At 49.3% G+C, this 7,732-nt stretch carries 7 protein-coding genes and 1 pseudogene; 3 read left to right on the top strand and 5 right to left on the bottom strand.

Features of this window, described 5'->3' with window-relative positions; translation table 11 throughout:
• Positions 1–88 precede the first annotated feature (88 nt).
• The 5 genes from rfbC to C4B57_11070 all read right to left on the bottom strand — a co-directional run bounded on the left by rfbC (position 89) and on the right by C4B57_11070 (position 4,301).
• On the bottom strand, positions 89–667 hold the full coding sequence (gene rfbC, locus C4B57_11090) for a dTDP-4-dehydrorhamnose 3,5-epimerase (protein PXF52375.1): 579 nt from the start codon (positions 665–667) through the stop codon (positions 89–91).
• Positions 654–1,541, bottom strand: coding sequence for a glucose-1-phosphate thymidylyltransferase (gene rfbA, locus C4B57_11085; protein PXF52374.1), 888 nt, complete (start codon positions 1,539–1,541; stop codon positions 654–656). Before rfbA ends, rfbC begins: the two co-directional genes overlap by 14 nt.
• 22 nt (positions 1,542–1,563) lie before the next feature.
• Positions 1,564–2,943, bottom strand: coding sequence for a UDP-glucose/GDP-mannose dehydrogenase family protein (locus C4B57_11080; protein ID PXF52373.1), 1,380 nt, complete (start codon positions 2,941–2,943; stop codon positions 1,564–1,566).
• A gap of 31 nt (positions 2,944–2,974) precedes the next feature.
• Positions 2,975–3,181: a hypothetical protein gene (locus tag C4B57_11075; protein PXF52372.1), complete on the bottom strand. Its 207-nt coding sequence runs from the start codon at positions 3,179–3,181 to the stop codon at positions 2,975–2,977.
• Between the two features lie 88 nt (positions 3,182–3,269).
• Positions 3,270–4,301 carry a hypothetical protein gene (locus C4B57_11070; GenBank protein PXF52371.1) on the bottom strand — a complete coding sequence of 344 codons (1,032 nt, stop codon included), beginning with the start codon at positions 4,299–4,301 and terminating at the stop codon, positions 3,270–3,272.
• Positions 4,302–4,624: 323 nt separating this feature from the next.
• Here C4B57_11070 and C4B57_11065 point away from each other — a divergent pair.
• The 3 genes and pseudogenes from C4B57_11065 (at position 4,625) to yajC (ending at position 7,557) form a co-directional block, all read left to right on the top strand.
• Positions 4,625–6,037: pseudogene (locus C4B57_11065) on the top strand (UDP-N-acetylmuramate:L-alanyl-gamma-D-glutamyl-meso-diaminopimelate ligase).
• Positions 6,038–6,142: 105 nt separating this feature from the next.
• Positions 6,143–7,237, top strand: a complete 1,095-nt coding sequence (locus C4B57_11060) for a tRNA guanosine(34) transglycosylase Tgt (protein ID PXF52376.1) — start codon at positions 6,143–6,145, stop codon at positions 7,235–7,237.
• Positions 7,234–7,557 (top strand): preprotein translocase subunit YajC, encoded by a 324-nt coding sequence (yajC, locus tag C4B57_11055; protein PXF52370.1) that lies wholly within the window; start codon positions 7,234–7,236, stop codon positions 7,555–7,557. The genes C4B57_11060 and yajC overlap by 4 nt, the downstream gene beginning before the upstream one ends.
• Positions 7,558–7,732: the final 175 nt, after the last annotated feature.

Genomic DNA, 7,732 nt, shown 5'->3' with positions numbered 1-7,732 from the left:
CCTGGCTATGGTGGTATTTTTACCCATAGCTTGAGAAAAGACGATCACAGCTTGCCTCTGAAGGCTCAAAAGAGCCTCCTGTGCTGCGTCACAAAATTCGCCTGCGCTTATATGAAATATCCAGAGGCAAAAGTTCTTCAGGGATCTCCTCCAGTTTCGGATTTCTGCTGTCCTTATCCGAAAGGATCGGATTTTTTAGCGGCCAATCAATACCGATAATCGGATCTGCCCAAAAAATTCCATACTCATCTCCGGGGGCGTAAAAATCAGTACACTTGTATATGACATCTGCCGACTCGCTCAGGACGATGAACCCGTGGGCAAAACCCTCAGGTACAAAGATCTGCCGTTTGTTTTCTGCTGAAAGACTGGTCCCGAACCAGCGTCCGAAATCAGGTGATCCAAGTCGTATGTCCACAACAGTGTCAAATATTTCACCTGTTATTACAAACACGAGTTTCCCCTGGGCATTTTTGAGTTGGTAGTGAAGCCCTCGAAGTGTTCCATACCTGGAGCGGGAATAGTTGTCCTGAACAAACACTTGATCTATTCCCCCCCCTGTATATTTTCTCTGATGGTAGGTTTCCATGAAAAAGCCACGGGCATCTTTGAATACATCCGGCTCAATCATGACAACACCCGGGAGGAAGGTCTTAGTGAATTTCATCGGCCTTTTCCTCTGAAAGGATTTCAATCAGGTATTGGCCGTACTCATTTTTCAGCATATCCTTGGCAAGGTCTCTGAGTTGTCCCTGGTCTATGTAGCCAAGGCGAAAGGCAATCTCTTCAATGCACGCAATTTTGAGCCCCTGTCGTTCCTGAATGGCCTGTACAAAATCACTGGCCTGAAGGAGTGACTCATGGGTCCCGGTATCAAGCCAGGCAAATCCCCTCCCCAGGAGTTCCACTCGAAGCTGCCCGCGCCGCAGGTACTCCAAATTGACGTCGGTAATTTCAAGCTCTCCGCGGGCCGAGGGTTTGAGGCCTTCTGCTATTTCCACTACGTCGCTATCATAAAAATAGAGTCCGGGTATAGCATACTTAGATCTGGGCCTTGCCGGTTTTTCCTCAATACCGATAACATTTCCCTGTTGATCAAATTCAACCACTCCATAACGTTCGGGATCGCTCACCAGATATCCGAAAACAATGCCGCCTCTTTCAATATTGCTGCATCTCCTGAGTATATCCGGAAGCCCGTGTCCGAAAAATATGTTGTCACCCAGGACAAGGGCCACTTTATCACTGCCAATGAACGGCTTTCCAATAATGAAGGCCTGAGCCAATCCCTCAGGGCGCTGTTGTTCTGCATAAGAAATGGAAAGGCCGCATCTTGAACCATCACCAAGAAGCGCCTTGAACCTGGGCAAATCCTCGGGTGTGGATATGATCAGAATCTCACGTATACCTGCCAGCATCAACACTGATAGCGGATAATATATCATGGGCTTATCATAAACAGGCATAAGCTGTTTACTTACCACACGGGTAATTGGATACAGGCGCGTCCCTGAACCCCCGGCCAGGATTATTCCCTTCATAATCCCATATCTCTATAAAATTTCATTCCGGTTTCATAACCATTGAGCCCACTGCCAAATAGCTGAACCCTTTGGCAACCATCTCTTCGAAATCAGGAATCATGCGCCGCCCGTCCATCACGAGGTAAGGTGGTTCAACAGCCTCCTCTATGGTCCGTGAAAGTCCACGGAATTCTTCACAGTCAGAAGAAATGAAAAGGGCGTGAGATCCTTCCAGTGCCTCTTTGGCCCTATGGAAATAATCTATCTTTTCAAAAAGGATATTCTTGGATGCGGAAAGCTCGGCCTTTGCGGTCTCAATGGCTAAGGGGTCGTAAGCCTTTATCTTGGCCACCCCTTTACCCAGGAGAGATTCGATAACCTTGATGGAAGAGGCATCACGCATGTCATTCGTGTGTTTCTTGAACGCCAGGCCCAATACGGCAATCGTCTTGTTATTGAACTGGAACCCCGCTTCGGTTATGGCCCTGTCAATGAGATAGACTTTTTGAAATTCATTAACTTCGTAGGAAGCTTCAAGCATCTTTGTGCTCACATTGACCCTTCGCAATTGATAAATTAATGAGGCGATATCTTTCCCGAAGCAACTTCCACCCGCCCCGTTGCTTACAAATGATCCCCATGTACTTATTCTATCGTCTGCCGTAACTCCCAGCCTGAGGTCGTCTATTCTGACGTTGGGAAATTTTTCACCAATCTTCGCTCCCACCCCGTTCCAAAAAGATATGTAAGTGAGAAGCATCGTATTGGCAACATACTTAATTGCTTCAGCAGTCTCAGGCGTAGTCTCTATGTATTGAACCGAAACATGTCTGACAAATTGTGAATACACCCTGCGAAGAATTCTGAAGTCCTCTTCATGGTCGCAACCTACAACAATCCGGTCCGGCCTCCGCGCCTGGGCGACTGCAGTTCCCTCTGCCAGGAATTCAGGGTTTGAGGCAACACCGAAGTTTTCCACACTATGGGTATTCATGATCTCCTGCAGGTGTCGTGCTGTCCCGATAGGCACGGTGCTCTTGTTCACGAATACGATCCTGCGCCTGTCTTTCCTTTTTGCAGCTGTCATGGCAATACTTTCAGCCGCGGCGTTGTAAAAAGTAAGATTGGTAGAGCCGTCCAGATTAGGAGGTGTCGGCAGGCACATGAAAACGGCATCGGCACCTTCCAGGATAGAGTTAAGATCAGAGGAAAAGAACAGGTATTTGCCGAGCGTTTCCTTGATAATATTAATTAATCCCGGCTCATTGACATATTTTTCAATCTCTTCGGCCAGACCGGTCGAAAATGCTTTAATCTTGTCAGGATCAATATCATATGCATACACTTCGTGGCCATATTCTGAACATACTGCGGCATGTACAAGGCCTACATAACCGGTTCCTGCAACGATTATTTTCATAGCTCCCTCATTTTATAATATGACTATTGAGTTAGCTCCGTTTCGATATATAATCTTTGATTATTGGGTAATCATCCCTTGTCCCTCCAATGCTCTCATCCCTTGTTTTCTGAGACTTTTGCAGCATGGGACCCTCCCTGTTCTCCTCCGCTTCGCTCCGGAGCCAGGGTTTCCCGTGCTGCAAAAGCCGGGAAAACTGCGGGACTTCCGCAAGTCGCTCCAAGGGATGATTACCCAATAATCCGTTACAATCAGCATATGATGCGGAGCTAACTCAATAGTCATATTTTATAATATGTTTCGTACTTTTTGAACGGTTTCCAATATTACCATCCGGTCAAATAACCTGCCAGGCCCACGCACACCCCGGCAAAAAAATTGATGCCCTTGATCTTTAAGAAATCCAGGCGGGATTCGGCAAGCATAGGCAGCATGCCATGGCCATCCTGCACCACTGAGCTTGCCAGCAGGATGCTGAAGGGCACGGCATTTTGAGAATACAGGGTAAGGAATATCAGGTGCGGACCTGATTCCGGGATAAGTCCAACCATGCACGCAGATGCCAATAAGATCAGCTGGTTTTGCTTTATCCAGCCTTCAAGATGAAATTGATCAATAAGAATGTGCATGAGGAATAACGCCCCGAAGGTCCAGAGAAATACCCGCGGAACGTGGATTTTTGCTATATGTTCCCACAGGTGCTCCTCCAGGAAATGTTCCGGCGCTGTGGATACGATAAAAAGCGCCGCTCCCGAGACCAGGAGGAGCGTGATCCTGATCCAGTTCCAGACGGGCGGCCCCAATTTACCAGTGATTATCCCGAAAAGAAAGAGTACCAAGGTGACAGTCAGCACCCCGCGGGCCATGGAGCAATGTGCCCATTGCTCTTTTATACGTCCCCATGGAAAACAGTGACACACATCTTTTTCATGGAGTTCGAACTCTTGTTGACATCCGGACCGGCTGACCGCCTTGTCCCCGATTAAGGTATCGGTCAGAAAACCGGCAAAGACTCCGATCAGAAACAAAATAAAAAAAATTACAACGGCCCTTTCAGGAATCATGGATAACATTACGAAAGACTCGTCGCCGCTGGTGGCAATCATGGCAGCCACCACGGCCCCCAGGCTGAACACCCTGTGCGAATAAAGGGTTACTGCCGCAAAGGCCCCGAGACAGCCTGGAGTTGCTCCCAAAAGACCTGCCAGCAGGTATTGTTTTAATCGACTGGCGGACAGTTCCTGGTGTAAAAATCCCCTGGAAAGGACATTCAGATACTCAATCACCAGCATCATCATAAAGACAAAGCCGGTAATCATCAGTGCGTGAACAAAACTTTCCTCTAAGAAGCTTATCATGGGCTTACACTCGGAGTGCCTGAATATGTCTGTGGACTCTCTGCCTTGAAATTTCGGTAAGAACTTACAAATTTCACAGTTGAGAAAATACAAAGAAATAGTAAATTCTCAATAGAGAAGTTACAGTTTTCACGGGGTACTTCTTCTGGAAACAATTTGCGAGAGCATGTTGGAAGAAGAAGCACCCTGTGATCAGTTACCAGTGGACCACGGACGGGTTCACCGGATATTTACTTTTTATAGCAAAATAAGGTCGCTCAAAAGTGAAACCCGGGATCAAGGAATTTCTTCAAATCAGCAAAACCGCAAAACCGCAAATCCACATGATCGGCATTTGCGGCACAGGGATGGCCGCTCTTGCCGGCTTGCTCAAGGAAAGGGGGTACGGCGTAAAGGGGTCCGACAGTCAGGCCTATCCACCAATGAGTGATGTCCTTAAAGGACTGGATATCCCTGTAACCCTGGGATACCATCCGGATAATCTTGTTTCCGGCCATCCCGATCAACAAATCAACAAATCAACAAATCACCCGCTTCCCGACCTTGTAATAATAGGAAATGTGGTCCGGGCCGACAATCCCGAGGCCAGCTACGCGGTCTCCAGGGGTATCCCTTATCTCTCTTTTCCCGAGGCCTTATCCCTTTTATTTCTGGAAGACATGAGGCCTTTGGTAGTGGCCGGAACCCACGGCAAGACCACCACCTCTTCTTTGCTGATCTCTGCCCTTGAGGCCCTGGGTGAAGGCCCCGGTTTCATGGTTGGTGGAATGCTCAAGGCCTTTGAATCAGGTTTCCGCCTGGGGCGTCCTCCCTGGTTTGTGCTTGAAGGAGACGAATATGACACGGCCTTTTTCGACAAGAGGCCGAAGTTCCTGCACTATCGTCCCTATGGTGTCATTCTTACCAGCATAGAGTTTGACCACGCGGATATATATGCTGACCTGAATGCAGTAAAGGCCGCATTTTCCGAACTGGTTGCCCTGATTCCGCCGGAAGGGGTCCTTGTGGCCTGTACGGATTGGCCGGCGGTCGTTGAGGTCTGTGCTAAGGCCAGATGCAAGGTGGTGACATACGGCAAGAGTCAGGGATGCGAGTGGCAACTGGCCGACCTTTCAGTTAATTCCACAGATACAAGGTTCACCGTTATGCATCATGGAGAGACCTGCGGCGAGGCACGGATAAGACTTTCCGGCAGGCACAATGCCCTGAATGCCTTGGGCACTCTGGCGCTGTGCAGTCATCTTGGAATGGGAGAGGAGGCAGTCCTCAAGGGCCTGGCCTCTTGTGCCGGGGTAAAGAGGAGGCAGGAAATCAGAGGGGAGGTGGCCGGAATCACGATAGTTGATGATTTTGCCCATCATCCGAGTGAGGTCAGGGAGACCCTCACTGCCCTGAGGTCTGTATATCCCGGCCGTCGCCTTATAGCCGTGTTCGAGCCAAGGACCAATACCAGCAGAAGGAGTGTCTTCCAGGAAGTCTATCCTCATTCTTTCAGTCCTGCTGATCGAGTGCTGGTGCGGGAAGTGCCTGATCCTGAGAAGGCCCCTCCCGGAGACAGGTTTTCGTCCATAAAGCTGGTGGCTGATCTCAATGACATGGGCATTGATGCCTCGTGCTTCCCTGATGCCGGCGCAATTCTTAAGGAACTTACGGCAAGCCTTTCCGAAGGTGATGTGGTGGCGGTGCTCTCCAATGGTGATTTTGAAGGACTTCTTGAAAGGCTGCTGTCTGCCTTGTCGTCAAATCGTCGAGTCGTCAAATCGTCGAGTCGTCAAATCGTCGAGTCGTCAAATCGTCGAGTCGCCAAATCGCCAAATCGCCGAGTCACTGAATTCCAGGAGTTGTGCAGGAGTTCAAAAGGCCTTTCCAGGAGGGGTCGTCTGTGCACTGCGCATGGAATGGTGGAGACGCCGGCATTTATGCCGGTTGGTACCCAGGCCACTGTAAAGGCATTGACGCCTGAAGAGATCAAGGAATTCGGGGCCCAGATAATTTTAAGCAATGCCTATCATCTGTATCTGCGTCCCGGCCATGAGATCATAAAGGAACTCGGCGGACTGCACCGGTTTATGGGGTGGGACCGTCCTATTCTGACAGACAGCGGCGGTTTTCAGGTCTACAGCCTTGCAGCACTCGGAAAAGTAGAGGAAGAAGGGCTTACATTTCGTTCGCATTTAGACGGGTCTCTTCACAAGCTCACGCCGGAGCTTGTCATAGAGATCCAGGAGGCCCTGGGCTCGGATATAATGATGTGCCTCGACTCATGCATTCCTTACCCTGCCGGCGAGGAAGAGGTAAGGAATGCTACTGATCTGACCACGCAATGGGCCAGGAGGTCTTTGAAGGCGAGAACGAGGCGCGATCTCCTGCTGTTCTCCATTGTGCAGGGAGGGATGGACCCTGCATGGAGACAACGAAGCGCATTAGACCTCCTTGAATTTGATTTTGACGGATATGCTATCGGCGGACTCAGTGTGGGTGAGCCAAAAGAGCTCATGTTTGAAATGATCGATATCACAAGGCCCTTAATCCCGGACAGGTATCCTGTTTACGCAATGGGAATCGGCAGCCCGGAAGACCTGGTCGAGGGAGTGGCAAGAGGGGTTGATATGTTCGACTGCGTGATGCCTACCAGGAACGCCAGGAACGGGATGCTCTTTACTTCCTTCGGGCACATTGTTATAAAGAATTCTCGTTTTGCCGGAGATTCAGGGCCAATAGACCCTGCCTGCACGTGTTATACCTGCAGGAATTATTCCCGTGCCTATTTGAGGCACCTTTTTATTGCAAAGGAGTTATTGGCCCACAGGCTCAACAGTATTCACAACTTGCATTATTTTTTGCATCTCATGAAAGAGATGCGGGAGGCCATAGAGAAGGACAGGTTTGAGGCCTTCAAACAAGAGTTTTATTCAAAAAGGGAGATCACCGTATGATGATATCGTCAGTAGCTTATGCCATGGCCCCTCCTTCCGGAAGTGAAGGGGGAAACCCCATCATGGCCTTTCTGCCACTTATCATTATTTTTGCCATTTTTTATTTCCTTTTGATCAGACCGCAGCAGAAAAGGGCAAAGGATCACAGAAACTTCCTGGCTTCCCTGAATCGTGGGGATGAAGTGATGACCACAGGCGGGTTGATAGGCAAGATAACAGGCCTTACAGATAACGTGGTTACCCTGGAAGTGGCAGACAAGGTAAAGATAAAGGTGGTGCGGGCGCAAATTGCCGGCAGACCCCCTGCAACTAATAAATAAAATCTATTGTAACCGTTTACGGGATTACAACGCCCGTTTACTGCAACCGTAAATATCCGGTGAACCCGTTATATCCTGCCTTGAAGCGGTTACCTTTTTCCGGGTTTCAAAGCTCACTCATCGCAGACCGGAGAGGCAGTGCAATCCGGCCCGCGATCGAAACCCTGCAAAAGGC

The sequence above is a fragment of the Deltaproteobacteria bacterium genome, from assembly GCA_003194485.1.
Lineage (GTDB): Bacteria > Desulfobacterota > Dissulfuribacteria > Dissulfuribacterales > UBA3076 > UBA3076.
This window is presented reverse-complemented; position numbering and strand designations above follow the sequence as displayed.